Origin of the sequence: Micromonospora sp. NPDC047557, assembly GCF_043205095.1 — a bacterium.
Lineage (GTDB): Bacteria > Actinomycetota > Actinomycetes > Mycobacteriales > Micromonosporaceae > Micromonospora.
This window is the reverse complement of the sequence record NZ_JBIDDK010000003.1, coordinates 452,618-479,510: the sequence shown is the minus strand read 5'-3', so window position 1 is coordinate 479,510 and position 26,893 is coordinate 452,618. Positions and strand designations below refer to the sequence as shown.

At 72.0% G+C, this 26,893-nt stretch carries 23 protein-coding genes and 1 pseudogene; 13 read left to right on the top strand and 11 right to left on the bottom strand.

Annotation, left to right across the window (positions count from 1 at the left end):
- Nucleotides 1-2: 2 nt before the first annotated feature.
- On the bottom strand, nucleotides 3-518 hold the full coding sequence (locus ACGGAQ_RS12655) for a MarR family transcriptional regulator (protein ID WP_354861427.1): 516 nt from the start codon (nucleotides 516-518) through the stop codon (nucleotides 3-5).
- A gap of 123 nt (nucleotides 519-641) precedes the next feature.
- Between ACGGAQ_RS12655 and ACGGAQ_RS12650 the strand changes: the two genes are divergently transcribed.
- Entirely contained in the window at nucleotides 642-2,768 is a 2,127-nt protein-coding gene (locus ACGGAQ_RS12650; RefSeq protein ID WP_393047823.1) for an MMPL family transporter, read from the top strand.
- Between the two features lie 58 nt (nucleotides 2,769-2,826).
- On the opposite strand, the gene ACGGAQ_RS12645 is transcribed toward ACGGAQ_RS12650, so the two are convergent.
- Together ACGGAQ_RS12645 and ACGGAQ_RS12640 are read right to left on the bottom strand one after the other, a co-directional pair.
- Nucleotides 2,827-3,711, bottom strand: coding sequence for a transglycosylase SLT domain-containing protein (locus ACGGAQ_RS12645; protein ID WP_393047820.1), 885 nt, complete (start codon nucleotides 3,709-3,711; stop codon nucleotides 2,827-2,829).
- A gap of 33 nt (nucleotides 3,712-3,744) precedes the next feature.
- A complete protein-coding gene (locus ACGGAQ_RS12640) occupies nucleotides 3,745-5,160 on the bottom strand; it encodes a DedA family protein (RefSeq protein ID WP_393047818.1) in 1,416 nt (471 codons plus the stop codon).
- 133 nt (nucleotides 5,161-5,293) lie between these two features.
- Here ACGGAQ_RS12640 and typA point away from each other — a divergent pair, with 133 nt between their 5' ends.
- From typA to ACGGAQ_RS12625, 3 genes are all read left to right on the top strand, one after another.
- Entirely contained in the window at nucleotides 5,294-7,162 is a 1,869-nt protein-coding gene (gene typA / locus ACGGAQ_RS12635) for a translational GTPase TypA (protein ID WP_393047815.1), read from the top strand.
- 113 nt (nucleotides 7,163-7,275) lie between these two features.
- Nucleotides 7,276-8,127, top strand: a complete 852-nt coding sequence (locus ACGGAQ_RS12630) for a serine hydrolase (protein ID WP_393047812.1) — start codon at nucleotides 7,276-7,278, stop codon at nucleotides 8,125-8,127.
- Nucleotides 8,128-8,183: 56 nt separating this feature from the next.
- Nucleotides 8,184-8,885 carry a lysoplasmalogenase gene (locus ACGGAQ_RS12625; protein WP_393047809.1) on the top strand — a complete coding sequence of 234 codons (702 nt, stop codon included), beginning with the start codon at nucleotides 8,184-8,186 and terminating at the stop codon, nucleotides 8,883-8,885.
- Here ACGGAQ_RS12625 and ACGGAQ_RS12620 read toward each other — a convergent pair.
- Nucleotides 8,854-9,651 (bottom strand): tyrosine-protein phosphatase, encoded by a 798-nt coding sequence (locus ACGGAQ_RS12620; RefSeq protein ID WP_393047806.1) that lies wholly within the window; start codon nucleotides 9,649-9,651, stop codon nucleotides 8,854-8,856. The two genes, ACGGAQ_RS12625 and ACGGAQ_RS12620, sit on opposite strands and share 32 nt — an antisense overlap.
- A gap of 44 nt (nucleotides 9,652-9,695) precedes the next feature.
- On the opposite strand from ACGGAQ_RS12620, the gene ACGGAQ_RS12615 reads away from it, so the two are divergent.
- A complete protein-coding gene (locus tag ACGGAQ_RS12615; protein ID WP_393047803.1) occupies nucleotides 9,696-10,793 on the top strand; it encodes a mandelate racemase/muconate lactonizing enzyme family protein in 1,098 nt (365 codons plus the stop codon).
- A 59-nt stretch (nucleotides 10,794-10,852) separates the two neighbouring features.
- Nucleotides 10,853-11,770 (top strand): NlpC/P60 family protein, encoded by a 918-nt coding sequence (locus ACGGAQ_RS12610; RefSeq protein ID WP_393047800.1) that lies wholly within the window; start codon nucleotides 10,853-10,855, stop codon nucleotides 11,768-11,770.
- Between the two features lie 37 nt (nucleotides 11,771-11,807).
- Here the strand turns inward: ACGGAQ_RS12610 and ACGGAQ_RS12605 are convergent, their stop codons facing one another.
- From ACGGAQ_RS12605 to ACGGAQ_RS12595, 3 genes are all read right to left on the bottom strand, one after another.
- Nucleotides 11,808-12,806 (bottom strand): TerC family protein, encoded by a 999-nt coding sequence (locus tag ACGGAQ_RS12605; protein WP_393047797.1) that lies wholly within the window; start codon nucleotides 12,804-12,806, stop codon nucleotides 11,808-11,810.
- Nucleotides 12,807-13,176: 370 nt separating this feature from the next.
- On the bottom strand, nucleotides 13,177-13,308 hold the full coding sequence (locus tag ACGGAQ_RS12600; RefSeq protein WP_393047794.1) for a hypothetical protein: 132 nt from the start codon (nucleotides 13,306-13,308) through the stop codon (nucleotides 13,177-13,179).
- A 16-nt stretch (nucleotides 13,309-13,324) separates the two neighbouring features.
- Nucleotides 13,325-14,710: an MFS transporter gene (locus tag ACGGAQ_RS12595; protein ID WP_393047793.1), complete on the bottom strand. Its 1,386-nt coding sequence runs from the start codon at nucleotides 14,708-14,710 to the stop codon at nucleotides 13,325-13,327.
- Nucleotides 14,711-14,837: 127 nt separating this feature from the next.
- On the opposite strand from ACGGAQ_RS12595, the gene ACGGAQ_RS12590 reads away from it, so the two are divergent.
- Together ACGGAQ_RS12590 and ACGGAQ_RS12585 are read left to right on the top strand one after the other, a co-directional pair.
- Complete coding sequence (locus ACGGAQ_RS12590) at nucleotides 14,838-15,725, top strand: helix-turn-helix transcriptional regulator (protein ID WP_393047791.1); 888 nt, start codon at nucleotides 14,838-14,840, stop codon at nucleotides 15,723-15,725.
- Between the two features lie 71 nt (nucleotides 15,726-15,796).
- Nucleotides 15,797-16,090 carry an antibiotic biosynthesis monooxygenase family protein gene (locus ACGGAQ_RS12585; protein ID WP_393047789.1) on the top strand — a complete coding sequence of 98 codons (294 nt, stop codon included), beginning with the start codon at nucleotides 15,797-15,799 and terminating at the stop codon, nucleotides 16,088-16,090.
- Between the two features lie 108 nt (nucleotides 16,091-16,198).
- On the opposite strand, the gene ACGGAQ_RS12580 is transcribed toward ACGGAQ_RS12585, so the two are convergent.
- Both ACGGAQ_RS12580 and uvrB read right to left on the bottom strand, forming a co-directional pair.
- Complete coding sequence (locus ACGGAQ_RS12580) at nucleotides 16,199-17,056, bottom strand: helix-turn-helix domain-containing protein (RefSeq protein ID WP_393047787.1); 858 nt, start codon at nucleotides 17,054-17,056, stop codon at nucleotides 16,199-16,201.
- 153 nt (nucleotides 17,057-17,209) lie between these two features.
- Complete coding sequence (gene uvrB / locus ACGGAQ_RS12575) at nucleotides 17,210-19,318, bottom strand: excinuclease ABC subunit UvrB (protein ID WP_393047785.1); 2,109 nt, start codon at nucleotides 19,316-19,318, stop codon at nucleotides 17,210-17,212.
- A 327-nt stretch (nucleotides 19,319-19,645) separates the two neighbouring features.
- On the opposite strand from uvrB, the gene ACGGAQ_RS12570 reads away from it, so the two are divergent.
- On the top strand, nucleotides 19,646-21,232 hold the full coding sequence (locus tag ACGGAQ_RS12570) for a hypothetical protein (RefSeq protein ID WP_393047782.1): 1,587 nt from the start codon (nucleotides 19,646-19,648) through the stop codon (nucleotides 21,230-21,232).
- 30 nt (nucleotides 21,233-21,262) lie between these two features.
- Here the strand turns inward: ACGGAQ_RS12570 and coaE are convergent, their stop codons facing one another.
- Both coaE and rpsA read right to left on the bottom strand, forming a co-directional pair.
- Nucleotides 21,263-22,447, bottom strand: a complete 1,185-nt coding sequence (gene coaE / locus ACGGAQ_RS12565) for a dephospho-CoA kinase (protein WP_393047780.1) — start codon at nucleotides 22,445-22,447, stop codon at nucleotides 21,263-21,265.
- 228 nt (nucleotides 22,448-22,675) lie between these two features.
- Nucleotides 22,676-24,175, bottom strand: coding sequence for a 30S ribosomal protein S1 (rpsA, locus tag ACGGAQ_RS12560; RefSeq protein WP_109819865.1), 1,500 nt, complete (start codon nucleotides 24,173-24,175; stop codon nucleotides 22,676-22,678).
- A 470-nt stretch (nucleotides 24,176-24,645) separates the two neighbouring features.
- Between rpsA and ACGGAQ_RS12555 the strand changes: the two genes are divergently transcribed.
- From ACGGAQ_RS12555 to ACGGAQ_RS12540, 4 genes and pseudogenes are all read left to right on the top strand, one after another.
- On the top strand, nucleotides 24,646-25,452 hold the full coding sequence (locus ACGGAQ_RS12555; protein ID WP_393047778.1) for a class I SAM-dependent methyltransferase: 807 nt from the start codon (nucleotides 24,646-24,648) through the stop codon (nucleotides 25,450-25,452).
- Nucleotides 25,453-25,559: 107 nt separating this feature from the next.
- Nucleotides 25,560-26,111, top strand: a complete 552-nt coding sequence (locus tag ACGGAQ_RS12550; protein WP_393047776.1) for a Uma2 family endonuclease — start codon at nucleotides 25,560-25,562, stop codon at nucleotides 26,109-26,111.
- Between the two features lie 36 nt (nucleotides 26,112-26,147).
- Nucleotides 26,148-26,366, top strand: coding sequence for a DUF2945 domain-containing protein (locus tag ACGGAQ_RS12545; protein ID WP_393047774.1), 219 nt, complete (start codon nucleotides 26,148-26,150; stop codon nucleotides 26,364-26,366).
- Nucleotides 26,353-26,697: pseudogene (locus ACGGAQ_RS12540) on the top strand (DUF3140 domain-containing protein); the annotation flags it as partial. The gene ACGGAQ_RS12545 and the pseudogene ACGGAQ_RS12540, both read left to right, overlap by 14 nt.
- Nucleotides 26,698-26,893: the final 196 nt, after the last annotated feature.

Genomic DNA, 26,893 nt, shown 5'->3' with positions numbered 1-26,893 from the left:
GCTCAGCCCGTCGTCCGGCGGGGCGGCTCGGGCCGGGCGGCGCGGACCGCGTCGCGGTGCGCCCGCAGCGACTCGCCCATCTCCGCCAGGAACCGGTGCACCACCTCCAGCTCGTCCTCGCCGAAGCGGTCCATCACCGTGTCGGTGCGGGCGCCCAGCGGCCGGAAGAACTCCATGGCCAGCGCGGCGCCCTGGTCGGCGTAGTGCAGCAGCACCTTGCGCCGGTCGACGGTGTCCCGGTCCCGGCGGATGTGCCCGGCCCGCTCCAGCCGGTCGATCAGGGCGGTGACCGACCCGGACGACAGGTTGAGCTGCTCACCGAGGCGGCCGGGGGTGATCGGGTCACCGAACAGCTCGGCGTCCATGACCGCGATCAGCGCGTTCAGGTCGGTCGGGTTGAGCCCGTGCAGGTTGGCGAAGGCGTGGCCGACCTGCTGGGCGTCCACCGCGTACCGCCGGAGGTTGTTGGTGATCTCCGCGACCAGCTGATCGCGGCGCGTGTCGCGCCGCCGGTACATGCCGTGAGTCGCCACCTCGCGCCGCTTCTCCCCGTCGTCGGTCCCCGGGTTGCAGCATAGAACAGCCGCCGATAATCTCGTCTATCAAGATACTCGACTCTCGAAGGATTTTAGGGGTCACCGATGTCTGTCTTCACCACTGTCGCGCGGGGTCGGCTGGCCGCCTGGCTCACCGTGGCTGCCGCGCTCGTCGTGGGCGCGGCCGTCTTCGGGATACCGCGGCCGGACAACCCGGCGCCGGTCTCCGCCACCGGTCTGTCCGTGCAGTGGGAGTCGACCCAGGTGCAGCGCCTCCAGGACCAGCTGCCGTCCAGCGACGTCCAGCCGGCCATCGTGGTCGTCAGTCGGGGCGACGGCGGGGCGCTGAGCGAGGCCGACCGCGCCGCCCTCGCCGCCCGCTCCGGCGACCTGGGCCGCTTCGCGGTCGGCGGTCGGGTCAGCCCTGCGCAGGTCTCCCCGGACGGCACCGTCGCGCTCGTCGCCGTGCCGCTGGACACCGCCGGCGGCCAGGAGGCGGTCACCGAGACCGTCACCCAGCTGCGCGACACGCTCACGGACCTGCCCGACGGGCTGGCCGCCGAGGTCACCGGCGCCCCCGCCTTCACCGCCGACCTGTCGTCGGTCTTCGAGGGCGCCGACGTCACCCTGCTCGCGGTCACCGCCGCCGTGGTCGCGTTGCTGCTGCTGATCACGTACCGCAGCCCGTTCCTGTGGATCGTTCCGCTGCTCGTAGTCGCGGCGACCGAACAGCTCACCCTGCGCGCGGTGGACACGATCGTGCCGGCCGTCGGCATCAACCTCCAGGAGGGCCAGGTCACCGGCATCGCCAGCGTGCTGGTCTTCGGCGCCGCCACCGACTACGCGCTGCTGCTCATCGCCCGCTACCGGGAGGAGCTGCGGCGCGAGGAGAACCGCTTCGCGGCGATGCGCGCCGCGCTGCGGCGTACCGCCGAACCCATCCTGGCCAGCGGCGGAACCGTGGTGCTCGGTGTGCTCACCCTGCTGCTCAGCGAGCAGGAGACGAACCGGGCACTGGCCGTGGCCTGCGCCACCGGCGTGATCTTCGCCATGCTCTCGGCGCTGTTCGTGCTCCCCGCCGTGCTGGTGCTCTTCGGTCGCGGCCTGTTCTGGCCCTTCGTGCCCCGCGTCGGCGGCCCGGTGCGCGAGGGCCGGCTCTGGGGTCGGCTCGGTAGTGCCGTGCAACGCCGTCCGGTGGTCATCGCGGTACTGGCCACCCTGCTGCTCGGCGGCCTGGCCCTCGGTGGGCTCGGGATCCGCACCGGCCTGTCCGAGACCGAGCAGTTCCGGGCCGAGCCCGAGGCGGTGACCGGCGCGCAGACCCTGGCCCGGGCGTTCCCCGCCGGTAGCACCCAACCGGTGGCCGTGCTCACCACCCCGGCGGCGGTGCGGGCGGTCACCGACGTCGCCGCCGCCGTTCCCGGCGTCGCCTCGGCGCGTCCCGGCGACGCCGGCGAGGCCGTCGCCCAGGTCGACGTGGTGCTGGACGCCGAACCCGGCACGACCGCCTCGGACCGCACGATCGAGGCGCTGCGCGACGCGGTCGGCGCCGTTCCCGGCTCCGCTCCCCCGGCCGTCGCCGGCGCCGACGCGCCCGCCGGGGCGATCGTCGGTGGTTCGGTGGCCGCCACGTACGACTCCGAGCAGGCCAACGACCGCGACCTGCGGTTGATCCTGCCGATCATCCTGCTGCTCGTCGGCGCGGTGCTCGTGCTGCTGCTGCGGGGTCTGCTGGCGCCGGTGCTGCTGGTGCTCACCGTGATCGCGTCGTTCTTCGCCAGCCTCGGCGCGGCGTGGCTGCTCTTCGACCACGTGCTCGATTTCCCGGCGCTCGACAGCGGCGTGCTGCTGCTGGCCTTCGTGTTCCTGGTCGCCCTCGGCGTGGACTACAACATCTTCCTGGTCACCCGTGCTCGAGAGGACGCCCGCAGCACGGGCACCCGCGCCGGGATGTTGTCCGCGTTGCGGGTCACCGGAGGTGTGATCACCAGCGCCGGAGTGCTGCTCGCCGCGGTGTTCGCCGTGCTCGGTGTGCTGCCGCTGATCACGCTCACGCAGATCGGCATCATCGTCTGCATCGGCGTCCTGCTGGACACGCTGCTGGTCCGCACGGTGCTGGTGCCGGCGCTGGCGTTTCTGCTCGGGGACCGTTTCTGGTGGCCGGGCCACGTCGACGCCCACCCGGGCGTCGACGTCCCGACGACGCGTGAGCCGGTGGCCGCGCGGGACTGACCGCCCACGCGACGGGGGCGGGGCCGGGAACCACCCGACACCGCCCCCGTCGACGCGTTCAGTACCCCAGGCAGACGCACTCGGTCATCAACGCCCGCACGTTGCGCACGTACGACGGATTGGGGATGGCGAGGGGCTCGCCCTCCTGCGCCACCGCCCCGTGCCCGAAGTTGTACGCGGAGATGACGGCGTTGAGCAGGCAGGAGTCGAGTTCGGCGGTGCACAGGTCCGCGTCGAGTCGGAAGTCGGACTCGAAGTACATGTCGCCGATGTACTTGGTCAGCCAGGCCAGGTAGTTGGCCCCCAGGTACGCGTTGTCCCGGTAGTCGGCGATGTCGTAGCTCTGCTCGAACCGCTGGTTCATCCAGGTGGCGGTGCCCGGCATCACCTGCATCAGCCCGACGCCACCGTCGCAGGCGTAGATGTTGGACTGCCAGCCGCTCTCCTGCCAAGCGGTCGCCTTGAGCAGGCTGAGCGGAATCTTGAGCTCCGGTGCGGAGCTGGGCCAGTACGTGCGGCTGGCGGCATCGGTAAGCGCCGCCTTCACGTCGGCGCGGCTCGCCTGGGTGCCCTTGTAGCTGGGCTTGCAGGACGAGGGGGCGGGCTTCGGCGGCGCCGGCGGGACCTGCGTCTCGGTGGGCGGCTTGGCGACCGCGCGCGGCTTCGGGGCCGCCGTCGTACGGGTCGGCTTCTTCGAGGGCGTCGGGGAGGCCGACGCGCTGCGGCTCGGGGCGGCACCCATCGCCGCCACCGCGCTCGGCGAGGGGCTCGGCTCGTCGGCTGCCTCGTCGATCGAGGTCTCCTCCGTCGGCGCTTCGCTGACCGAGACGGGGGCGGCCTGATCCTGCGGGCGTTCCCCCTTGCCGGCGCAGCCGACCGCCCCGCCGGCGAGCAGGAGCCCGGCGAGCACGAGTGCGCCCACCCGCCCGGTCCGTTGACGCATGGTGGTCCTCCCCCGTCTGACAGTCGCCGCAGATTAGCAAGGTTCGACCGGACGACGGGGCCCCTGCGGCGGCTGGACCGGGTCGGTCGGCTGCGCCCGGTCGCCCACCGCCCGGTCCCTCGTGGCCCAGGCGACCATGAACACCACCGTCCACAGCACCCCGAGCAGCACCGCCGCGGCGGTGCCGCTCGCCGTGTCCAGGCCGAGGTAGAGCCGTGCGGCGCCGACCCCGAGCACGCCCGCGGCGGCGGCCGTCCACGCGGCCACCGCCACCGGCCAGTGGGCGCTGCGCGACACCAGCCACGCCAGGGTGCACAGGCTCGCCGCGACCACGGCGTTCTGGGTCGAGAACGGGACGGCCTCGTGCCCTCCCGGACCGCCACCGGGCGTCGGTGTCAACTCGGCCACCACGGCCAGCACCACCAGCGGCACGAACGCGCCCACGGTGCCGACCACACTGAGCAGATCCGCGCGCCAGGGGCGATTCCGCCACGCCAGCACCGCCGCCACCAGCGCCACCAGGACGATCAGCACCCACCCGCGTACCAACGACACTACGACCAGGGTGGCGTCGGCCGCGTCCGGGGTCCGGCGGGCGGTGAACCAGGCCCCGATCGCCCCGTCCAATGCCGCCAGCCCGCTGTTGCGCACCACGACGGCGAGCAGGCCGGCGATGGCCAGCCCGGCGGCGAAGAGCAGCAGCAGCCCGGCGGCCAGGTTGAGCAGCAGCGTCCAGGCCGGCCCGATCCGCATGGCCACCAGGAAGAACAGCACCCCGTAGCGGGCGCTGAGCCAGCGCACCGGCGGCAGCGCGGCGGCCCGGGACAGCAGCGCGCGTACCGGGTCGGGGTTGCGGCCGAGCCACCGCCCGGCGAGCACCACCCCCAGCAGCCCCGCCAGCAACGCCAGTGCCGCGCCGGTGGCCCGGCCGAGCAGCCGGGAGACCGTGTCGTACGACTCACCGGCGAGGTGGCCGAGCAGCACCGAGCAGCCGACCCAGGTGACGATGCCGGCCAGGTTCCACGGCGCGAACCGCCGGTACGACATGCCGGCGGATCCGGCCAACCGGGGCACCAGGGTGCGGGCGAAGGCCACCCAGCGCGCCGCGAACACGCCCCGGCCGCCCAGCCGGGCGAGCATCGCGTCGGCCCGGCGCCACCGTTCGGGCCCGACCCGGTGGCCCAGCCCGGCGCGCAACTTCGGACCGAAGCGCCGCCCGGCGCGGAAGGCCAGCGCATCGCCCACGAACGCCGAGACGATCATCGCGAGCAACGCCGGTCCGAGCCGCAAGGTACCGTTGTAGGTGAGGAAGCCGACGAGCAGCAGGGTAGCCTCACCCGGCACCAGCAGGCCGAAGATCACCGCGGTCTCGCCCGCCACGATCAGCGCGGCGACCAGGTAGATCCACAGGGTGGGCAGACCTTGCACCCAGGTCAGCAGGTCGTGCACTCAGGCCCCCGGGACACGGGAGCCAGCATGCCAGCCGGTGCAACGACCGGGACAGCAGTTTCACCATAGATCAGGGGCACCTGGGGGTGACCCCGACGCAGCCTGCGCGAGCGCAGGCGGAAGGATAGAGGGTATGCAGCTTCGCACCGACCTCCGCAACGTCGCCATCATCGCTCACGTCGACCACGGCAAGACCACCCTGGTCGACGCCATGTTGCGGCAGGCCGGCGCCTACGGTGCCCGTGGCGAGAACACCGAACGGGTGATGGACTCGGGTGACCTGGAGCGGGAGAAGGGCATCACGATCCTGGCCAAGAACACCGGCGTGCGCTACCTGCCGGCGGACGGCTCCGACCCGGTCACCATCAACATCATCGACACCCCCGGCCACGCCGACTTCGGCGGCGAGGTCGAGCGCGGCCTCACCATGGTCGACGGTGTGGTCCTGCTGGTCGACGCCAGTGAGGGCCCGCTGCCGCAGACCCGCTTCGTGCTGCGCAAGGCGCTGCGCGCCCGGATGCCGATCATCCTGGTGATCAACAAGGTGGACCGCCCCGACGCCCGGATCAAGGAGGTCGTGGACGACACCTACGAGCTCTTCCTCGACCTGGACGCCGACGAGGAGCAGATCGACTTCCCGATCGTGTACGCCTGCGCCCGGGACGGCATCGCCTCGCTGACCCAGCCCGCCGACGGCTCGGTGCCCGACGACAGCACCTCCCTGGAGCCGCTGTTCCGCACCCTGCTGGACACCATCCCGGCCCCCGCGTACGAGGATGGCGCTCCGCTGCAGGCGCACGTCACCAACCTCGACGCCTCGCCGTTCCTCGGCCGGCTGGCGCTGTGCCGGGTCCGCCAGGGCACGATCAGCAAGGGCCAGACGGTGGCCTGGTGCCGCACCGACGGCAGCACCCAGCGGGTCCGCATCTCCGAGATGCTGATGACCGAGGGCCTGGAGCGCAAGCCGGCCGAGACGGCCGGTCCGGGCGACATCATCGCGGTCGCCGGCATCTCCGACATCATGATCGGCGAGACCCTCGCCGACGCGGAGAACCCGGTCGCGCTGCCGCTGATCACCGTCGACGAGCCGGCCATCTCGATGACGATCGGCACCAACACGTCACCGCTTGTGGGCCGGGTCAAGGGCTCCAAGGTCACCGCGCGGATGGTCAAGGACCGGCTCGACAAGGAGCTGATCGGCAACGTGTCGCTGCGGGTGCTGCCCACCGAGCGGCCGGACGCCTGGGAGGTGCAGGGCCGTGGTGAGCTGGCGCTGGCCATCCTGGTCGAGCAGATGCGCCGGGAGAGCTACGAGCTGACCGTCGGCAAGCCGCAGGTCGTCACCAAGGAGATCGACGGCAAGACCTGCGAGCCGGTCGAGCGGTTGACCATCGACGCCCCCGAGGAGTACCTGGGCGCGATCACCCAGCTCCTCGCGACCCGCAAGGGCCGGATGGAGCAGCTGGTCAACCACGGCACCGGCTGGATCCGGATGGAGTGGCTGGTCCCGGCGCGCGGCCTGATCGGCTTCCGCACCGAGTTCCTCACCGACACCCGGGGCACCGGCATCCTGCACCACGTCTTCGAGTCGTACGAGCCGTGGTTCGGCGAGCTGCGTACCCGCAACAACGGGTCGCTGGTCGCCGACCGGGCCGGCGCGGTCACCGCCTTCGCGATGATCAACCTGCAGGAGCGCGGCCAGCTCTTCGTCGAGCCGACCACCGAGGTGTACGAGGGCATGATCGTCGGGGAGAACTCGCGCTCCGACGACATGGACGTCAACATCACCAAGGAGAAGAAGCTCACCAACATGCGGGCCTCGACCTCCGACGAGACCGAGAAGCTGATCCCGCCGCGCAAGCTCTCGCTGGAGCAGGCGCTGGAGTTCTGCCGCGAGGACGAGTGCGTCGAGGTCACCCCGACCGCGGTGCGCATCCGCAAGGTGGTGCTCGACCAGCAGCAGCGCGGTCGGGCCGCCGCCCGCCGCAAGCACGCCGGCTGAGGACACCAGCACCCGGCACCGGGCGCGTCGGCCGCTTGCGGCCGGCGCGCCCGTCCGCTTTCCGGCGGGGGTACGCGGGCCCGCCCGCCCCGTGATCAGCTACGGTCACCGGCATGACCTGGGATGATCTCGACGCCCATCTGGACCGGGTGCCGGGCACCGTCTCGGCGTACGTCTGTCGACTCGACGCGCCCCCGACCTGGACCCGCCACGCCGACGCCGGCCACTACGCCGCCAGCACCATGAAGGTGGGGGTGCTGACCGCGCTGCACCGCGCCGCCGAGGCCGGCACGCTGGAGCTGGACGCCGACGTCCCGGTGGTCAACGAGTTCGACTCGGCCCAACCCGGCGCGCCCCGCTTCTCCTGCGCCCAGCACTACGACAACGACGACGCCGTGTGGGACCGGCTCGGCGGCACCGCGCCCCTGCGCTGGCTCGCCGAGCGGATGATCGTGCGGTCCAGCAACCTGGCCACCAACCTGGTCATCGGGCACGTCGGGTTGCCCGCGGTGGCCGAGGTGTGGCGGCTTGCCGGCGCCCGCAACAGCGTCACCGGCCGGGGCATCGAGGACTTCGCCGCCCGCGAGGCCGGCATCACCAACACCGTCACCGCCGCCGACCTGGCTGCCCTGCTGGGCGCGCTGGCCAGCGGCGCCACGACTCCTGGCCGCCTCGCCTCGCCGGCCGGCTGCGCCGCCATGCTCGACGTGCTGCTCGCCCAGGAGCACCGCGAGGACCTGGCCGCCGGCCTGCCCGAGGGCACCCGCGTCGCGCTCAAGAACGGCTGGGTACGCGGCGTGCGCCACAGCGTCGGCGTGGTGCTGCCCGACGACGCCCCGCCGTACGTCATCGCCGTGTGCACCACCACCGACCTGGCCGACAGCGACGAGGGGGTCGTCGACGACGCCTGCCGCCTGATCGCGCACGTCTCGGCGCAGGTCTGGGCCGCCCGCCACCGCCTCTGACCCCCGGCACCCGCCGATCCGGCTAGGCTGCTGCCACCCCCACCTCGGAGCCGCTGATGCCCCGCAGCCGTACCCTGCTCGTCGTCTTCCTGGTCGTGACGGCGGCGAACCTGCTGGCCAACGCCGTCGACAGTCCAGTGGCCGAGCTGCTCACCAAGCCGCTGCTGATGCCGCTGCTGGCCGCGTACCTCTGGCGGGCGGCCACCGAACGCGGCGCCCGGCCGGACCGGCTCGTGCTCGCCGCGTTGGCCTGCTCCACGGCCGGCGACGTGGCGCTGCTGGCCTCCGGCACCGGCTGGTTCATGGCTGGCATGGTCTGCTTCCTCGCCGCCCACGTCTGCTACCTCGTGGCCTTCACCCGGCACGGCGCCGCGACGCGGCTGCGCCGTCCGCCGCTGGTCGCAATGCCGCTGGTGTACGCGGTGCTGACCGTCGCCGCGCTGGCCTGGATGTGGGCGGGGCTGGCCGAGGCCGGGCTGGCCGTGCCGGTGGCCGGCTACGCCGTCGCGCTGGCGGCGATGGCCACCACCGCCGGGACCCAGGGCTGGCGGGTCGGTGTGGGCGCCGCGCTGTTCCTCAGCTCCGATCTGCTGATCGCCGCCGGGGTGGCCGACGTGGCCCAGCCGCCCGGCGCGCCGGTGCTCGTGATGGCGACGTACGCCGCCGGCCAGGCGTTGATCGTCATCGGGCGGGTCGCCCGCGCCGACGTGCTGCCCGGCCCGGCGGTCACTCCAGCAGTTGCGCCCGCAGCGCCGTGAGGACCTCGTCGGTCAGCCCCAGCCCGTCACGCAGGTAGCCGTCGAACGAGCCGTGCACCCGGCGCACCTCCTGGTAGCCGGCGTCGAGGTACTCGGCGCGAACCTCCAGCACCGGCAGCACCGCGTCGACGTCCATGCCGGGCTGCCGGCGTCGCATCGCCTCGATGATCACCGCGCGGAGGCTGTCGGTCAGCTCGTTGTTGCGCAGGTACTCGGCGCGGATCGCGGCCTCGTCCACGCGGAGCGCGGTGAGCAGGATGACGGTGAGCCAGCCGGTGCGGTCCTTGCCGGCGGAGCAGTGGTAGAGCAGCGGCAGGTTCTCCGACCGAGCGGCCAGCCGCACCGCCGCGCCGAAGTTGACCCGGGCCGCCTCGCCGGTGACGAACCATCGGTAGATCTCGGCCATCGCCCCCGCCGTGCCCTGCCGGGCCAGCTCCGCGTACGCGTCGAGGTCGTGGCCGAGCAGCACCGCCGAGACGTACGTGAAGACCGGGTGCTCCGGGTCGTGCACCGGCAGGTGCACGACCCGCGGCTCGCCCGCCAGCCGATCGGGCGGGGCGAGTGCGATCTCCGCGGCGGCGCGCAAATCGAGCACGCAGGCCGGCCCCAGCTTCGCGAGCACCGGCAGATCCTCATCGGTGAGCCGCCCCAGCGCCGGGGTGCGGATCAGCCGTCCGGCGCGCACCGTCCGGCCGTCGGTGCCGCGCAGCCCTCCCAGGTCACGTGCGTTCGGTGCGCCCACCAGCTCCCAGTCCCGCACGACCATCCGGTGTCCCCTCTCGCCGCGTGCCTGCGTATAGGGTGCCCCACATGACGATCTCGGCGGTACGCACCCACCGGGTTTCTGCCCCCTTACACACCCCGTTCGTCACCGCGCTGCGAAGTACCACCACCGTGGACACCCTGATCGTCGAACTGGTCGATGCCGACGGTCGGTCCGGCTTCGGCGAGGCGCCGCAGGTCTGGCAGGTCACCGGCGCGTCGGTCGCCGGCGCGCAGGCGTGCGTACGCGAACTGCTCGGCCCGCTGCTCACCGGACGTGACCCGGACGACCTGGTGGCCCGCTGCGCCGAGGTGCAGCGCGCGGTGGTCGGCAACGAGGCGGCGAAGGCCGCGGTGGACGTGGCCCTGCACGACCTGGCCGCGCAGCGGCTGGGCGTACCCCTGGTGCGGTTGCTCGGCGGCACCACCCTGCGGGTTCCGACGGACGTCACCCTCGCCGCGGGCGACGCGGTGGACCTGGCGGCGGCTGCGCGCCAGCGGCAGGCCGACGGCTTCGGCGTGCTGAAGCTCAAGGTCGGCACGGACGCGGCCGGCGACCTGGACCGGGTACGGGCGGTCCGCGCGGCGGTCGGCACCGGGGTCCGGATCCGACTCGACGCCAACCAGGGCTGGACGCCGCGCGAGGCGGTCCGGGTGATCCGTGGCATCGAGGACGCCGGGCTGGACGTGGAGCTCGTCGAGCAGCCGGTGGCCCGCTGGGACCTGGACGGGCTGGCCTGGGTCAGCGACCGGGTGTCCGTGCCGATCCTGGCCGACGAGGCCGTCTTCGGGGTCCGCGACCTGGTCGAGGTGATCCGTCGCCGGGCCGCCGACCTGGTCAACGTCAAGCTGGCCAAGTGCGGCGGGCTGCACCCGGCGCGCACCCTGCTGGAGCTGGCCACCGCGCACGGGCTCGGCACGGTGGTCGGGTCGATGATGGAGAGTCAGGTCGGCATCGGCGCGGCGGCGAGCCTGGTCGCCGCGTACGGCACCACTGCCGTCGCCGACCTGGACGCCGCCTGGTGGCTGGCCTGGTCGCCGGTGCAGGGCGGAATCCGCTACGAGGGACCGACAGTGGTGCTGCCGGACGCTCCCGGCCTGGGCATCTCAGGTTTGGCTGAAGTAAAGATGCAGACTCGCGGTTGAGGACCGTTGGTTTCTTTCATAGGGTTCCCCTGAACAGCCGACACGAGCTGGGGGTTGACGTGGAGCTGCAACCGGGCCGCGAGGCCATCGTCCGGGTCGCCGTCGCGACGCTGTGGTCCTCCCCCGAGGCGGTCCGGGCGGTCGACGGTCCCGCGCTCACCGCCGGCGCCGACATCCCGACCTGGGTTCGCGGCATGGACACCGACCAGCAGGTCGGTGACTGCGTGCTGAGCCAGCTCCTGCTCGGCGAGCGGGTGCTGATCGACGAGCTGCGCCCGGACGGCTGGGCGCGGGCCGTCGCCGTCGAGCAGCCGGCCGCCAAGCTCGATCCCCGCGGCTACCCGGGCTGGCTCCCCGCCGACCAGCTGACCGCCGTGGATCCCACCGTCAGCGGCGACCCGCTGATCGTGGACGCCACCGTCACCGGGCTGCACGCCACCCCGGGCGGGCCGGTGGTGCTGCCCGGCGTCGTCGTCGGCACGCGCCTCGTCCCGGCCGGCCCGGCCCGCGACGGCTGGCGAGAAGTCCACGTGCCCGGCCAGGCCGCGCCGCTCTGGCTGCCCGACAGTCAGCTCGTCCCGGTGCCGACCGAGCCGCCCACCGCCGCCGACGCGCTCGCGGTGGCCCAGCGGCTGCTGGACGTCGCCTATATCTGGGGCGGGCTCTCCGCGTACGGCATCGACTGCTCGGGCCTCGTCCACCTGGCCTGGCGCCGGTTCGGCGTGCTGCTTCCGCGCGACGCCGACGACCAGGCGGTTGCCACGACCCCGCTGCCCCTCGGCGCGGAACGCCCCGGCGACCTCTATTTCTTCGCCCGCCCCGGCCGCAAGATTCACCACATCGGCATCGTCACCGCCGTCGCGGACGACCCGACGGACCGGCGGATGCTGCACGCCTGTTACCGGCGGCGACGGGTGCTGGAGGAACTGCTGCCGGCCGACCGGGCCGCCACCCTCGTCGGCGTCCACCGGGTCTGACCGGTCGGGCCCTTCTGCGGGCCCGACCGGCGGTGATTCAGCGCCGGACCCCGGCCAGCTCGCGACGCCGGTCCCGGGCGGACTTGACCAGGCTGGCGATGGTGGCGATGCCCAGCGTGCCGATGATGACCAGCAGGGACAGCCAGATCGGAATGTGCGGCGCCCACCCGACGTGCTCTCCGCCGTTGATGAACGGCAGGTTGTTGTCGGCCAGCGCCTCCAGCACCAGCTTGACGCCGATGAAGCCCAGCACGACGGCCAGCCCGTAGCTCAGGTAGATCAGCCGGTCGAGCAGGCCGCCGAGCAGGAAGTAGAGCTGCCGCAGGCCCATCAGCGCGAAGACGTTCGCGGTGAAGACCAGGTACGGCTCCTGCGTGATGCCGAAGATCGCCGGGATCGAGTCCAGAGCGAAGATCAGGTCGGTGGTGCCGATCGCGATCATCACGATGAGCATCGGGGTGAACAGCCGACGCCCGTTCTCGTGGGTCATCAGCTTCGCGTCGTCGTAGCCCTTGGAGATCGGCAGCGCCCGGCGGCTCCACCGGATCAGCAGGTTCTCCGAGAACTCGTCCTCGTCCGGCTCACCCTGGCGGGCCAGGTTGACCGCCGTGTAGATCAGGAACGCGCCGAAGATGTAGAAGACCCAGGAGAACTGCGAGATCAACGCCGCGCCGGCGGCGATGAAGCCACCGCGCATCACCAGCGCCAGCACGATGCCGATGAGCAGCACCTTCTGCTGGTACTGCCGGGGCACCCCGAAGCGGGCCATGATGATGACGAAGACGAAGAGGTTGTCCACCGAGAGGCTGTACTCGGTGAGCCAGCCGGTGTAGAACTGCCCCGCCGAACTGGCCCCGGCGGTCAGCCAGACGCCGACGCCGAAGAGCAGAGCGAGGCCCACGTAGAAGGCGACCCAGAGGCTCGACTCGCGCACACTCGGCTCGTGCGGGCGCCGACCAATGATCAACAGGTCGACGAGCAGCACCGCAGTCAGTGCGACGAGGGTCCCCGCCCACACCAATCCGGACACGTCCAACGTTCATTCCTCCGGCAGACACGCGGCGTCGGGCACACCGTACGCCCCCGTGAGGGCTGGCGTGCCGCTGTCGCTCACTCTGGTGACTGTCGGAGGTCTCTTCCGCCCCCGACCCGCGAACGGGACGGCGACCGACGAAGCCGGGTCGAACGCCGAGGTGCCGGCGATCGTCCGTGCTGACGACTTCGTCGCGGGGGAATACTCCCCTCCTCGGTGACCATTGTTGCCCACCACTCGCCGTGATCACACCCCGGGCACCGGGTGTCACGGCGCACCCGGGTCGCCGGGAATACCGGCACACCCTCCCTGGCGTCCTCGTACTCCAGTCCTAGATCGTGCCCCGTCGCCCGCAGCTGACCGCCCAGCGAGGTCAGTTGACCTGGCCGGCAGGCCGTACGACGAGGTGGTTGACGTCCACGCCTTCGGGTTGATTGACGGCGAACAGGAGGTCGCCGCCCGGCTCCGTCAGGTTGAGTTCATTACCGGGCCCCGCGCCAGACATCTCCGTCACCGTCCCGTCAACTACGGCCGGGCGGCAGCAGGAGGGCCGCGGCCGTGGTGGCTATCAGCAGCACAGCCGCGACGCACAAGGCGGCCCGCAGACCCACAATGAACTCACCCCGGTTCGCGACCAAGGCTCCGAAGACGGCCACGGCGAGCGCGCCGCCCGTCTGCCGGAAGGAGTTCAGGATCCCGGCGGCCATTCCGGCCCGATCTGCGGCGATGTCGTTCAGCAGGATGGCGGTCAGGGACGGTACGAAGAAGCCTAGGCCGAGGCCGACCGGGATGAGCATCGCCGCGATCACTTGTCTGCTGGTGCCCTCGTCGATCCAGAGCAGGCCGAACAGCGCCAGCGCGAGGATCGCTTGTCCCATGACGATCGGCATCCGGGGCCCGAAGCGTGCCGCCGCCCTGGCCGAGGCCAGGTTGGCTCCGGTGATCACGGCCATCATCGGTAGGAACATCAGCCCCGCGGCCATGGCGGACAGGTTCAGAACGTTCTGAAAGAACAGGCTCAGCACGAACACCAGCCCGTAGAACGCGGCATTGACGACGAAACCGATCGCGACCGAAACCGTCACCGTGCGCGAACGGAAGAGGTCGAGCGGGACCAACGGCGCGGCGGTACGTGCCTCGATCATGATGAACGCGGCCGTCGCCACTGCGGCGAGCCCCAGGCAGCCCAGCACCATGGGCTCGCCGAAGCCGTTCTCCCCTCCGTCGATCACCGCGAAGGTGAGCGCCGCGAGCGCGAGGATCGCCGTGAGCTGGCCGTATGGATCGAGCGGCGTGGCACGGCGCGGCGAGCGCTCCGCGCGGGTCAACACCGCGAGGGTGGCGATGCCGACGGGCAGGTTGACGGCGAAGATCGCCCGCCAGCTCAGAGTGCTGGACAGCACCCCACCGGCCACCGGGCCGGCGGCAACCGCGACGGCTCCGCCAGCGGTCCACAGCGCGATGGCCCGTGCCCGTTCGGCCGCGTCCGGGAAGGCCTGCCGGACGAGGGCCAGCGAGGAGGGCAGCATGATCGCCGCCGCGCTCCCCTGGATCAGGCGGGCGGCAATCAGTTCGCCAAGCCCCGGCGCCAGTCCGCAGGCCGCCGAGGCGACCGTGAAGACCGCGACGCCGGCGCCGAACGCGCGGCTCGCCCCGATGCGGTCGGAGAGCGTACCCGCGGAAAGCAGGAGTGCGGCGAACATCAGCGTGTAGGCGTTCACGATCCATTGCAGTCCCGCCGTGCTGCCGCCGATGGTCCGCCCGATCCCGGGCAGCGCCACGTTTATCGCCATGGTGTTGAGGTTGAGCAGAAAGATGCCCATGAACGTGGCCGCCAGGATCAGCTTCGGTGCGGCCGTGCGTTGCCGGGCATCCTGCGACGCGCGGGCTCGTTCGAGCGTGGTCATCCGTCCAGCCTGGTGAGGCTCGCGAGGACGAGGCAGACCGTGATCTTCCGGGGTGCGCCATCGGTGGGTGTGACAGGGCCAGGCTCCGGGCTGGTCCCCTGATCACACGCCCGGGCAGAATGACGACATGACCGAGTTCGGGAGGTTTCTGCGGGCTCGCCGTGGCGACGTACGCCCGGCAGACGTCGGACTGCCCGCCGGAACCGGCACGCGCCGTACGCCGGGTCTGCGCCGGGAGGAGCTGGCGGCGCTGGCCGGTGTGAGCATCGACTACTACATACGTCTGGAACGGGGCAAGGAGACCCATCCGAGCCCCTCCGTGGTCGAGGCGCTGGCCAACGCGCTCCGCCTCAACCAAGAGGAGAGCGGCTTCCTGCACGAGCTGGCGGCACGGGCGGCGCGGCGTGCGCCCGAGCCCCGTCCCCTACCGTCACGACGGGTCCGTCCGACCGTCACGCAGCTTCTGGAGACGCTCCGGCCCAACCCGGCGTACGTCGTGAGCCGCACCAACGACCTGCTGGCGGCCAATCCGGGCGGGCTGCGGCTGCTGCACGGCATCGCCGACTGGCCGGAACGGCAGCGGAACACCGTCCGGTACATCTTCCTGCACCCGGCTGCCCGCGAGTTGTGGGTGGACTGGGAACGGAAGGCCAAGGGGGCCGTTGCCCAGTTACGGGCGATCGCCGGCTCTGATCCAGATGCCCCGGATCTCGCCTCACTCGTAGGTGAGCTGATCGTCAAGAGCCCGGACTTCAACCGGCTCTGGGAGCGGTACGAGGTGCACACGATCGGCGACGGCGAGAAGACGCTCCGACACCCGGAGGTCGGCACCCTGACGCTCTCGCACGAAGGGCTGTCCCTCAACCGCTCACAAGGCCAGCGCCTCATCATCTACATGGCGCCGCCCGGCACCCCGGACCACGACAAGATGACGCTCCTCGACCTCGCCGCCTCCGGCCCGTCCGTCGGTTCCGGCGAGACGGCGCCCGTCTCACCCTCTCGGAGACAGGGCTAGCACTCCAGGTGCGGCGCGGACCCCGACACCCGCACGCCCCTGCGCTCCTACGCCGTGGGAGGCTGTGCGGCATGGTGCTTGAAGTCGCGCTGATCGACGTACTGCCCGGACACGAGGACGCCTTCGCCGCCGCGTACGCCCAGGGTCACCCGGTGCTCGCCGGGACGCCCGGTTGCCGGTCGGTGCGGATGACCCGGGGCATCGAGTCCCCGACCCGGTTCGTGCTGCTGGTCGAGTGGGACTCGGTCGAGGCGCACGAGAAGAACTTCCGGGACACCGAACGGTTCGCCCAGTGGCGGGCGCTGATCGGCCCGCACTTCGCCGGGCCACCGGTGGTCGAGCACTTCCACGACGTACCGGCCTGAGCGAAGCTGTCGTACCCCGCGGTTATCGTGCCTCCCGCACGCGCCGGCCGCCGGCCCCGACGGGCTCGGGGGCGCCGGGTCCGGAGGCCGCGCGGGCGGCACCGACCCTCACTCGCCGACGCGGCGGGCCAGCGCGGTGACCGTCTCCTCCGGTGACAGGGCGGCCGCCAGCAGCGCCTCGGTCATCCGCTCGTACCGGTCGACGTCGAGCACGGTCGCCAGCCGGACGTCGGTGGTCAACGCCTCCAGCATCACCGTCCGCGGATCCGCCGGGTCGGGGAAGGCATACCAGGAGTACGGGGTGAGCGGGTGCAGGCCGCTGCCGGCCACCCCGCGGGGCAGCAGTCGCACCGTCACGTGGGCCAGCCCGGTCACCGTCACCAGGTGCCGCAACTGCTCACGCCAGACGTCGACCGGCAGGTCACCCGGGTCGCACGCCGTCTCGGCGAGCACCGCCGTGTAGCGCGGCGGCTCGGCCCGGCGCAGCACCTCCTGCCGCAGCGCCCGGGCGCGCACCTCCGCCTCCACGTCGACCTCCGGCGCGAGCAGAACGCCGGCGGCGACCCGCGAGCGGGCGTACGCCGGCGTCTGCAGCAGCCCCGGCACGACCGCCGGCTGATACTCGACGATGTCGGCCGCGCCCGCCTCCAGCTCGGCGTAGATGCGCTGCCGCTCGCTCATCTCGCCGAGCGTCTTCCACCAGCCGCGACTGGTGGCCGCATCCCGCGCGATCACGATCAGCGCGTCGCGGGCCGACGCCGGCACCTGGTAGATGTCGAGCAGGTCCAGTACGTCGGCGAGATCCGGACGGCTCTGCCCCAGCTCGATGCGGGACAGCTTCGACGTCGACGCCCAGCCCAGCCGGTCGCAGACCTGCTCCAGGGTCAGCGCCTCGCGCCGACGTAACTGACGCAGCTCGGCGCCGAGCCGCGCGCGTCGAATGACAGGACTTGTTGGCAACGGCATCCCCGCCTCCCCATCGAGGGAGCGTACGCAGGACGATCACCCAGTGCAATAGCTTGCTTGCGCACCGCAATCGGGGGTCGGCCCGGCGGGTCGGGCGAGGACGCCCCACATCTGCCGCTCGGGGCAGCCCGGCCCGCGCCGGCCGGGCCGCCTTCACTTCACGCCGGCGGCGTCCATGCCGCGTAGCTCCTTCTTCAGGTCGGCGACCTCGTCGCGGATCCGCGCCGCCAGCTCGAACTGCAGCTCGCGGGCGGCGGCCAGCATCTGGTCGTTGAGCTCCTGGATGAGCTGGGCGAGGTCGGCGCGGGCCATCCCCTCCCGGGACGGGGTGCTGGCGGTGGACCGACTGCGGCTGCGGGTCTCCTTGACCGGCGCCTTGCCCCGGGACAGCTGACGCGCCGCGCCGCCGACCCGGGAGTTCTCGGTGTCCTCCGCCTCGCGGTAGATGTCGTCCAGAATGTCGTGGATCTTTTTGCGCAGCGGCTCCGGACTGATCCCGTGTGCCTCGTTGTGCGCGATCTGCTTGGCGCGACGTCGGTCGGTCTCGTCGATCGCCGCCGCCATCGACGGGGTGATCTTGTCGGCGTACATGTGCACCTGGCCCGAGACGTTCCGGGCGGCCCGCCCGATGGTCTGGATCAGTGACCGGCCGCTGCGCAGGAAGCCTTCCTTGTCGGCGTCGAGGATCGCGACGAGCGACACCTCGGGCAGGTCCAGACCCTCGCGGAGCAGGTTGATGCCGACCAACACGTCGTACTCGCCCTTGCGCAGCTCGCGCAGCAGCTCCACCCGGCGCAGGGTGTCGACCTCGGAGTGCAGGTAGCGCACCCGGACGCCGTTCTCCAGGAGGTAGTCCGACAGGTCCTCGGCCATCTTCTTGGTCAGCGTGGTGACCAGCACCCGCTCGTCGCGGTCGGTCCGCAGCTTGATCTCGTGCATCAGGTCGTCGATCTGCCCCTTGGTCGGCTTGATCACGACCTGCGGGTCGACCAGCCCGGTGGGGCGGATGACCTGCTCGACGAACTCTCCCTGGGCCTGTTCCAGCTCCCACGTGCCCGGGGTCGCCGACAGGCAGACCATCTGGCCGACCCGCTCCAGGAACTCGTCGAAACGCAGCGGCCGGTTGTCGGCGGCGCTGGGCAGCCGGAACCCGTGGTCGATGAGCATCCGCTTGCGGGAGGCGTCACCCTCGTACATGCTGCCGATCTGCGGGATCGTCACGTGCGACTCGTCGACCACCGTGAGGAAGTCGTCCGGGAAGTAGTCGAGCAGGGCGTGCGGCGGGCTGCCGGGCAGCCGCCCGTCCATGTGCATCGAGTAGTTCTCGATGCCGGAGCAGAAACCCACCTGCCGCATCATCTCGATGTCGTACGTGGTGCGCATCCGCAGCCGCTGCGCCTCCAGTAGCTTGCCCTGGCGCTCCAGCTCGGCCAGCCGCTCGGCCAGCTCCGCCTCGATGTCGCGGATCGCCCGCTCCATCCGCTCTGGGCCGGCCGCGTAGTGCGTCGCCGGGAAGATCACCAGCTGGTCGACCTCGCGGACCACGTCACCGGTCAACGGGTTGAGGTAGTAGAGCTTCTCCACCTCGTCGCCGAACAGCTCGATGCGGACCGCCAGCTCCTCGTACGCCGGGATGATCTCCAGCGTGTCGCCGCGGACCCGGAAGGTGCCCCGCTGGAAGGCCATGTCGTTGCGGGTGTACTGGATGTCGACCAGCCGGCGCAGCAGCTGGTCGCGGTCGAGATCCTGCCCGACCTCGACCCGGACCGCCCGGTTGAGATATTCCTCCGGGGTGCCCAGACCGTAGATCGCCGAGACGGTCGCCACCACGATCACGTCGCGGCGGGTGAGCAGCGACATCGTCGCCGAGTGCCGCAGCCGCTCGACCTCCTCGTTGATCGAGGAGTCCTTCTCGATGTAGGTGTCGGTCTGCGGAATGTACGCCTCGGGCTGGTAGTAGTCGTAGTACGAGACGAAGTATTCGACCGCATTGTGCGGCAGCAGCTCGCTGAACTCCTTGGCCAGCTGCGCGCAGAGCGTCTTGTTCGGGGCGAGCACCAGGGTGGGGCGCTGCAGCCGCTCGATCAGCCACGCGGTGGTGGCGCTCTTGCCGGTGCCGGTCGCGCCGAGGAGCACAGTGTTGCGGTCGCCGCGCCGCACCCGGCGCTCAAGGTCGTCGATGGCGGCCGGCTGGTCGCCGGCCGGCTGGAATTCACTGACGACCTGGAAGCGGCCGTCGAGCCGGGGAATGTCGAGCGCCATGACCTCAACGGTACGCCGCAGGTCCGACAGGTTCGGCCGTCGCGCAGGGTGCGTGATCGGCTTCGATATTCCCATTGTGTGGCCCATGTCACCGGGGCTACCCTCTTCATGTAGGCCGCTCGCGGCGGCCGACCGGGCCGGAGGCCAGGCCATCATCAGGCCGGCCGCCCCCGGCACAGCGGTCGCAGCACCCGGCTCGTCCGGCGTGCGCACCCGTGTGGTCGCGCTCGAGGCGCAGACCGGCCGCCGCGAGCGCCCCTGCCGCGTCACCGCCCTCTCGTTCCCCCTCAGCTCGTCACCCCGTGCCGTCCCGCCCGTTTCACATCCGTGGACACCTCTGAAGGCCCGGCGCGCGGCCCCTCCCCCGACACCACCCGCGCTGGCAACGCAGTCCGCGCCAGCGGGCCGTCCTCCTCCGACCCCGACGGGCACCCGCGCGAGACGGCCGCCCCCGACACCGGCAGCGTCCGACCCTCCCGAGCGAGCCGTCGTCGGCGTACGGTGCTGCTGCTGCTCGCCCTGACCGCGGTGACGTCCGCGACGGCGCTGGTGGCCGGGCTGCTGAGCTGGGGTCCCGACCCATCCGCGCCGGCCCGACCGCTGACCGTCGCCGAGGCCGAGCGGCTGGCCGCCATGCGGGTCACCAACCTTCGGGACCTGCGCGCCGGCGTCCATGTCACGGTCGGCGCCGGCGCCGCCCGTACCGAACTGGTGGGCTGGGTGGACTGGTCGCGGCCCCTGCTCTACCTGGATGTCGGCGGGCCGGGGGCCGGTGCCGAGCGTGGCCTCCTGCAGAGCGCCGGGTCGGTGCTGGTCACCCGACCGGACCCGGCGGCCGTGCCCACCCCGGCCGCGCCGCCCCTGATGCCACCGACGGACCGCTGGCGGCTGCACCACCTGACGCCCGGCGCGGGCCTGGCACCGGTCCTCGACCTGCTCCTCGGCCTCGCCGCCGACCGTCCGGACCCGTCCCCGGCGATGAACGGTGGCGACGCCCGCTGGGTCGCCCGGGACGTGGTCGCGGCCGGGCCGGTCGACGTCGTGCAGGCGCCGCTGCCCACCGCGACCCCACCCAGCCCCGGCAGCGCCGCGACGGGCGGCACGGCGGCGACCGGCCCGGACGGGTCGACCCGCTACTGGCTCGACCGGGACGGCCGACTGCACAAACTGGTGACCCGGTTGCTCGGCGTCGGGCCGGTCACGGTCCTCCTCAACCGGATCGACCGTCCCACGCTGCGCCCGGTCGACGCGCTCGGCGGCCGACCCGGGCTGCCGCGCGCGCTCACGGACGCGGAGCAGCGCCGGCTGGACCGGCTGGCCGCCCGGCTGCGCGGCCAGGGCGGTGCCACGCTGACGCTGACCGCGCCGGTGGGCACGGACACCAACCTGCGGGGTGCCGGCTGGTTGAGCTGGGCCGCCCGCACCGCGTACGTGGCGGTCGCCGACCTGGGCGTACCGGGTCGCCGGACCCTGCTGCACCGCGACGCCGCCGGCCTGTCCCGGACGGACGTGCCGGCCGAGACCGGTGGCGGTGGCACCGCCGAGGCCCCGGGCCGGCCACCGTTTCCGGTCCCGGGCGGATCGTGGCGGCCCACCCGGTCCCCCCGCGACGACCTCGACCTGCTGGTCGACGCAGCGGTGGCCGCCGCCGGGCCGGTGGCGCTGCGCGGCGCCGCCGTACGGGTACGCGAGGACCTCGCCGCCGGACGGACCGTGGACGTCGTGGAACTCCGCACGGCCGACGCGCGCCTGCGCTACTGGATCGACCGCGACGGTTCGCTGCGCCGGGTGGAACTGCACACCGGCCCCGGCGCGTGGGCACAGGTGGACCTCAGCCCCGCCGTGGTGCCCCGCCTCAACCCGCCGCCGCGCGCCACCCCACCGAGCCGCCCGCCCCGACCCGGAGCACGCTGACCACACGCACTCGGGTTGGTGGCACGGCTCTCAGGGTCGCCAGCCGGTCCGCGCGGCCCACTGCTCGGCCCGCAGGTACTCCTCGTCGAACCAGGGGTCGCCGGCCGTGCCGGAGTCACCGGGGTGCGGCGCCGCGTCGACCAGATCCCGCTTGAACAGCAGGTACGTGGCCCGCTGATCCGGATCGGCGCGGAGGTGGTCACGCATGAGCAGCGCGTACCGCCAGCCGGGCGACTCGACCTCCCGCAAGTGCAGGCGCACCGGGCGACCCGGGTCGGCGCTGCCGTGCAGCCGCTTCTCCCACCGACCTCGGCCGGCCGGGCGCGGATCGTCCCACCAGTGCCCCGGCACGCGGGGAAACCCCGCGTTCGCCAACCGGTCGGCCAGCGGTCCGTCGGCGTCGGCGAGACTGGGCACGGCCACCTGCACGTCGATGACGTCGTCGGCGGCGAGCCCGGGTACCGCGGTCGCACCGATGTGGTCGATCCGCAGATCCGCCGGGGCCAGCGCGTGACGGATCCGGGCGGCCAGCCGCGCGTACTGCTCGGGCCAGCTCGGATCGGCATCCACCCCGTCACTGCGGCTCGGCAGCGGCACGGCTCGCCGCTGCCGCAGGTTGTGCTCGTAGGGCTGCAGCCGCTGCCGCCACAGCGAATCCACCGCGGCGTGCAGCGCCACCAGACTGCCGTCATTGGTCAACACCACGTCCGCCGCGGCACGTCGGCGGGCGTCGTCGGCCTGCGCGGCGATCCGCCGCTCGGCCTCCGCGCGGTCCATCCCCCGGTCGCGCATCAGCCGCTCCAGCCGGGTCGGCACGGCCGTCTGCACCACGACCACCAGGTGGTACGTCGGCGCGAGCCCCACCTCCACCAGCAGCGGTACGTCGTTGACCACGATCGCGTCCGGTGCCGCCGCGGCGACCAGCTCGGCCGTACGCGCCCGCACCCGGGGATGGGTGATCGCCTCCAACCGGCGGCGGGCGGCCTCGTCGGAGAACACCACGGCGCCCAACGCGGCGCGATCCAGCGCGCCGTCGGCGCCCAGCACCTTCTCCGAGAAGGTGGCGACGATCTGCGCGAGGCCCTCCGTGCCCGGCGCGACGACCTCCCGGGCAACCTGGTCCGCGTCGACGAGCACCGCGCCCAACTCCACCAGCCGCGCGGCCACCGCGCTCTTGCCCGACCCGATTCCGCCGGTCAAACCCACCCTCAGCACCCGACCAGTCAACCGGATCACGAGCCTCCCCGCCAAACCCACCCGCACCCTGGTCCCCAGCCCAGGGTCTCCGTAGGCCGGTATGACCCGCATCGCCCGCGGACCCCGCGCCAACGCCGCTGGCGCGAGGCACGGGCGGCCAGCGTTGAGCGGGTGCGGGTATGGCGAGGGCCCCGCCCCCGGCGATCGGAAAGATCGCGGGGACGGGGCCCGTCGTCGTTCAGCGGGTCACTTACCGCCGGCGAGCTTCTCCCGCAGAGCGGCGAGCGCCTCGTCGGTGGCCAGGGTGCCGGCCGGCTCCTCGGCCTGCCGGCTCGGGGCCGGGCTGGACGAGGAGGTGGTGCCGCCACCGGCAGCCGGAACGGCCGGAGTCGGGTTGGCAGCGGCCTCGGCGTCGGCGGCGCGAGAGGTCTGCACCTGCTTGGTGTGGGCCTCCCAGCGCTGACGGGCCTCGGCGTACTGGTTCTCCCAGGTCTCGCGCTGCTTGTCGTACCCCTCGAGCCACTCGCCCGTCTCCGGGTCGAAGCCCTCCGGGTAGATGTAGTTGCCCTCGGCGTCGTACGTCGCGGCCATGCCGTAGAGGGTCGGGTCGAAGTGCTCCTCGCCCTCGACGAAGCCCTCGTTGGCCTGCTTGAGCGACAGCGAGATCCGGCGGCGCTCCAGGTCGATGTCGATGACCTTGACCATGACCTCGGAGCCAACCTGGACGACCTGCTCCGGGATCTCCACGTGGCGCTCGGCCAGCTCGGAGATGTGGACCAGGCCCTCGATGCCGTCGTCAACCCGGACGAACGCACCGAACGGCACCAGCTTGGTGACCTTACCCGGCACGATCTGCTGGATCGCGTGGGTGCGGGCGAACTGCCGCCACGGGTCCTCCTGCGTCGCCTTCAGCGACAGCGAGACGCGCTCGCGGTCCAGGTCGACGTCCAGAACCTCGACCTCGACCTCCTGGCCGACCTCGACGACCTCGGACGGGTGGTCGATGTGCTTCCAGGACAGCTCGGAGACGTGCACCAGACCGTCGACGCCGCCGAGGTCCACGAAGGCGCCGAAGTTGACGATCGAGGACACGACGCCCTTGCGGACCTGGCCCTTCTGCAGCTTGTTGAGGAACTCGGTGCGCACCTCGGACTGCGTCTGCTCCAGCCAGGCCCGGCGGGACAGGACCACGTTGTTGCGGTTCTTGTCCAGCTCGATGATCTTGGCCTCGAGCTCACGCCCGACGTACGGCTGCAGGTCGCGCACGCGCCGCATCTCGACCAGGGACGCGGGCAGGAAGCCGCGCAGCCCGATGTCCAGGATGAGGCCACCCTTGACTACCTCGATGACCGAGCCGCGGACGACACCGTCCTCGTCCTTGATCTTCTCGATCGTGCCCCAGGCCCGCTCGTACTGCGCCCGCTTCTTGGAGAGGATCAGACGACCCTCCTTGTCCTCCTTCTGGAGGACCAGGGCCTCGATGTGGTCACCAACCGTCACAACCTCGGCGGGGTCCACGTCGTGCTTGATCGACAACTCCCGAGAGGGGATGACACCCTCGGTCTTGTAGCCGATGTCGAGCAGGACCTCGTCCCGATCGACCTTGACGACGGTGCCTTCGACAATGTCGCCGTCGTTGAAGTACTTGATGGTCTCGTCGATCGCGGCGAGGAATGCCTCCTCGGAACCGAGATCGTCGTGGGTGACCCGGGTGGCGCTCGAGGGGGCCTCGATGCTGCTCGTCATGTGGGCGGTTGCTCCGGTCGGATGGGTTGTCACAGCAGGCTGGTGTCGCGGTGACCTGTTCGCGCCAGCGGATCCGTCGCCGGGCACACCGAACGATCACCTAGTGGGATCATGATGTGCTCCGTCGACCGCGCACCTGCTCCCTGCCGAGACACACGATCCGCGAGCGCATCGTCTAGCCTACCGTGCGCATTACCACAGCGTGCAAGCCCTCCCGACTCGTCGCCGCACCATGACCTGCGAAAGCCGAACAATCGCCCGGAAACGACCCCTCCTGTCTCGTACGTCACAGCGGCCCCAGGCACCCCGAGGGGCGGGCCGGCCGGACGGGCCGCGCGCCACTCCTCATCGACGCGATTACCGGAAAATCAGCGCTGCCCACCGGCCCCAGCACCACGACTTCGCGGAAACCGAGTCGATCAGGCCGCGCCGCCGCCCCCTTCGAGTTCACCGGGGCCTAGCGTGGGCGCGTGGATGACGACAGCCGGGTGACCCGGCGCCGGGTGGGTGACGCCGAGGCCCGGCGGGCCAACCGCGGCTGGTGGGACACCGACGCCGACGACTACCAGGCCGAGCACGGAGGGTTCCTCGGCGACGTGGACTTCGTCTGGTGTCCGGAGGGGCTGCGCGAGGCCGACGCCCGCCTGCTCGGCGACGTGTCGGGCCGGCGGGTGCTGGAGGTGGGTTGCGGCGCCGCGGCCGCCGCCCGCTGGCTCGCCACCCAGGGCGCGCGTCCGATCGCCTTCGACCTGTCCGCCGGCATGTTGCGGCACGCCGCACAGGCCGCAGACCGCACCGGGGTACGCGTACCGCTGGTGCAGGCCGACGCGCTCGCCCTGCCGTTCGCCGACCGTTCGTTCGACCTGGCCTGCACGGCGTTCGGCGCGATCCCCTTCGTGGACGACTCGGCGGCCCTGCTCGCCGAGGTGCACCGGGTGCTGCGCCCGGGCGGCCGGTGGGTGTTCTCCGTGACCCACCCGATGCGCTGGATCTTCCTCGACGATCCCGGCGAGGGTGGTCTGACGGCCGTGCACTCGTACTTCGACCGCTCCCCCTACGTCGAGCAGGACGACGCTGGCGTCGCCACCTACGTCGAGCAGCACCGGACCCTCGGTGACCGGATCCGCGAACTGGTCGGCGCCGGGTTCCGGCTGCTGGATCTGGTGGAGCCGGAGTGGCCGGAGGGACACGAGGGGATCTGGGGGCAGTGGAGCCCGCTGCGCGGACGACTGTTCCCCGGCACCGCCATCTTCGTCACGGAGAAGCCGGCCGGGTGAGCACCTCGCACCCGCAGTCCGACCTGTGTCCCATCGATCGCCGGTAGGCTCGTCCCATGAGCGCCGAGCCCATCCCGACATCACATGGCCCCTGGTGTCCGGATCCGATGCGGCAGCAGCGTGCCGACTACACGCTGGAGGATCTGCTCGCCCTGCCGGACGACGCCCCCCGCGTCGAACTCGTCGACGGAGTTATCCAGGTGACACCCTCCCCCACCCTGGGCCATCAGAACATCTCCAGCCTGTTGTGGCTCTGGCTGCACAGCCACGCACCGCAGCACCTCGGCGCTGCCCAGGCCATCGGTGTCAAGCTCAGCCACAACACGAGCCGACAGCCCGACGTGCTGTTGCACCGTGCCGGCGTGGCGTCCGTCCATTCCATCCTGCAACCGAAGGACGTCGTGCTCGCCGTCGAGGTCGTCTCGCCCGGCACGCGACGGATCGACCGGTTTGCGAAGCCCGGGGAGTACGCCGCCGCCGGCATCCCGTTCTACTGGCGGATCGAGCAGGACCCGGTGCACGTGTACGCGTACCGGATTGGCGACCGGTTCGGGCCGGGCGGTGAGCGGCAGTACGAGCTGGTCGCCGACGGGCCCGACGTGATCGAGCTGACCGAGCCGTTCGACATCAAGCTGTCCGTCGCCGAGATCACCCCCTAGCCGTTTCGCCCCGGCGGTGTCGGGTAGCCGAGGGCCATGGCCGAGCAGAGGTTCCACGAGGGCGACCAGGTCTCTTGGTCGGCCCACGGCAGCCGCGCGTACGGCGTGGTCCAGGAGGAGATCACCGACCGGACGCGGATCCGCGGGCGGGCTGTGAACGCGGCCCCCGACGATCCGCAGTACCGGGTCCGCAGTGACGGTACGGGCCGCGACGTGGCCCACCGCCCCGAGGCGCTGCGTCATGAGCAGAGGTGACGACGGCCGGGACACCTACCGGGAGTTCACCGAAGCGGTGAACATGAAGCCCGGCGAGCTGTCCTCCTGGCTGGAGACCGACGAGTCGAAGCAGGTCGGCTGGCACAAGGGTGGTCACTCCGGCGGCGGCGAGTCCGTCGGGCACGAATCCGGCAGAAAGATCATCAATCTGTTGCGCCGCAAGCGCGCCGACCTGTCCGAGGGCGACTACAAGCACATGCGCAAGGTGGTCGGCTACGTCCGCCGGCACATGGCCCAGCGCCCGTCCGGCGAAGTCCGCGACACCAAGTGGCGCTGGTCCCTCATGAACTGGGGCCACGACCCCATGAAGTAACCCCAACCAAACAAGGATCACCAACAAGGACGGACCGAGATCAACCTACGGGGCGACGGCCGGCAGCAACGCGAGCAGGGCGACCCGGTAGGGGGTGCGGGGGGGCCCCCCCCCCCCCCGGCCCCACCCCCCCCCCCCCCCGCCGCGGGGGGGGGCCCCCCCCCCCCCCCCCCCCCCCCCCCACCAACAACTA